The 1257-nt window shown below is 68.7% G+C and carries 1 protein-coding gene; it reads right to left on the bottom strand.

Annotated features, from left to right (window positions below; all coding sequences use genetic code 11):
• Positions 1-8 precede the first annotated feature (8 nt).
• On the bottom strand, positions 9-1163 hold the full coding sequence (locus FRW57_RS21760) for an IS701 family transposase (protein ID WP_137123593.1): 1155 nt from the start codon (positions 1161-1163) through the stop codon (positions 9-11).
• Between the last annotated feature and the right edge of the window lie 94 nt (positions 1164-1257).

Consider the following 1257-nt stretch of genomic DNA (forward strand, 5'->3'; position numbering starts at 1 on the left):
TAACGGGATCAGCTCTTGGGCGGGTTTGCTGTGGGCCCCCTTTTTGCGCCGGCGTCGGCGGTGGTGATGGTCAGGAAGGCGTGGGCCAGCATGGACAAGGTGATGTGTCGGTACCAACTGTCGTAGCGACGGACCTGGTACTGGTCCAGGCCGGCTTGTCCCTTGGCGGTCTGGAAGGTTTCCTCGATCGCCCAGCGGGCTCCGGCCACTCGGACCAACTCGCCCAGTCGGGTGCGCGGCGGCCCGTAGCACAGGTAGTAGGCGAGGTCTTGCGGGTCGGTGGTGCTGCGGCGGACCAGCAGCCAGTAGCGGCGCTCGGCCTCCAGTGGCCGGATCGGCGCCTTGGCCCAGTGGTACAGCCGCGGCCCCTTGGCGCCCGCGCCGGCCGAGATCGTCTTCCACGCCTGGGCGGGCAGGTGCGCGGCGAGCTCGTCCGCGCGCAGCTCGGTGAGCTTCCCGTCGAGGGTGGCGATCACGTGCTGGTTGACCGGAACCGCCAGTACATAGGGCAGCTCGCGCTCCTCGAGCATCATCCGCAGCCGCGCGTGCTGGCCGTAGACCTCATCGCCTGCGACCCACCCGGCGGGCACGTGCGCGTCCAGGGCGCGGCCGATCATGGCCATCGCCTGCTCCGGCTTGGTCGCGAACTCCACGTCCTCGTGCACGCCTGCTTGCTCACGGCGCGGTGTGTCCTCGGCCCACGCCTTGGGCAGGTACAGCTCGCGGTCGATCAGAGTACGCCCGGCCGGTGTCGCATACGCCAGGAACACCCCGATCTGGCAGTTCTCGATCCGCCCGGCCGTGCCCGAGTACTGCCGGGCGACCCCGGCCGACTTGGTGCCCTTCTTGAGAAACCCGGTCTCGTCCACCACCAGCACCGCCGAGTCGCTCCCGAGGTGCTCGACCACGTAGTCGCGCACGTCATCGCGCACCGCGTCCGCGTCCCAGTCGGCGGTGGCCAGCAGACGTTGCATCCCATCCGGGATCGCCTCGCCGGCCCGCTCGGCCAGCGTCCAAGAGTTCTTCCTCTCCAACGGCGCGAGCAGCCCGCGCACGTACGCCAAGACCCGCTCGCGCGGCTCGGAACGCGCGAATCGCGGTGCGATTCGGGCGTGCACTTCCTCCAGCCCGGCCGCCCACGCCCGCACCTCTGCCACATCCACCTCATCTATCACACGAGCAACATGCCGGTGAATTCCCAGTCTCACACAGTCGACACGCGGGACCAGCAAAAACTAAGTGCGGCTGTAGTACTAG

The organism is Segeticoccus rhizosphaerae (genome assembly GCF_009192725.1).
GTDB classification, from domain to species: domain Bacteria; phylum Actinomycetota; class Actinomycetes; order Actinomycetales; family Dermatophilaceae; genus Segeticoccus; species Segeticoccus rhizosphaerae.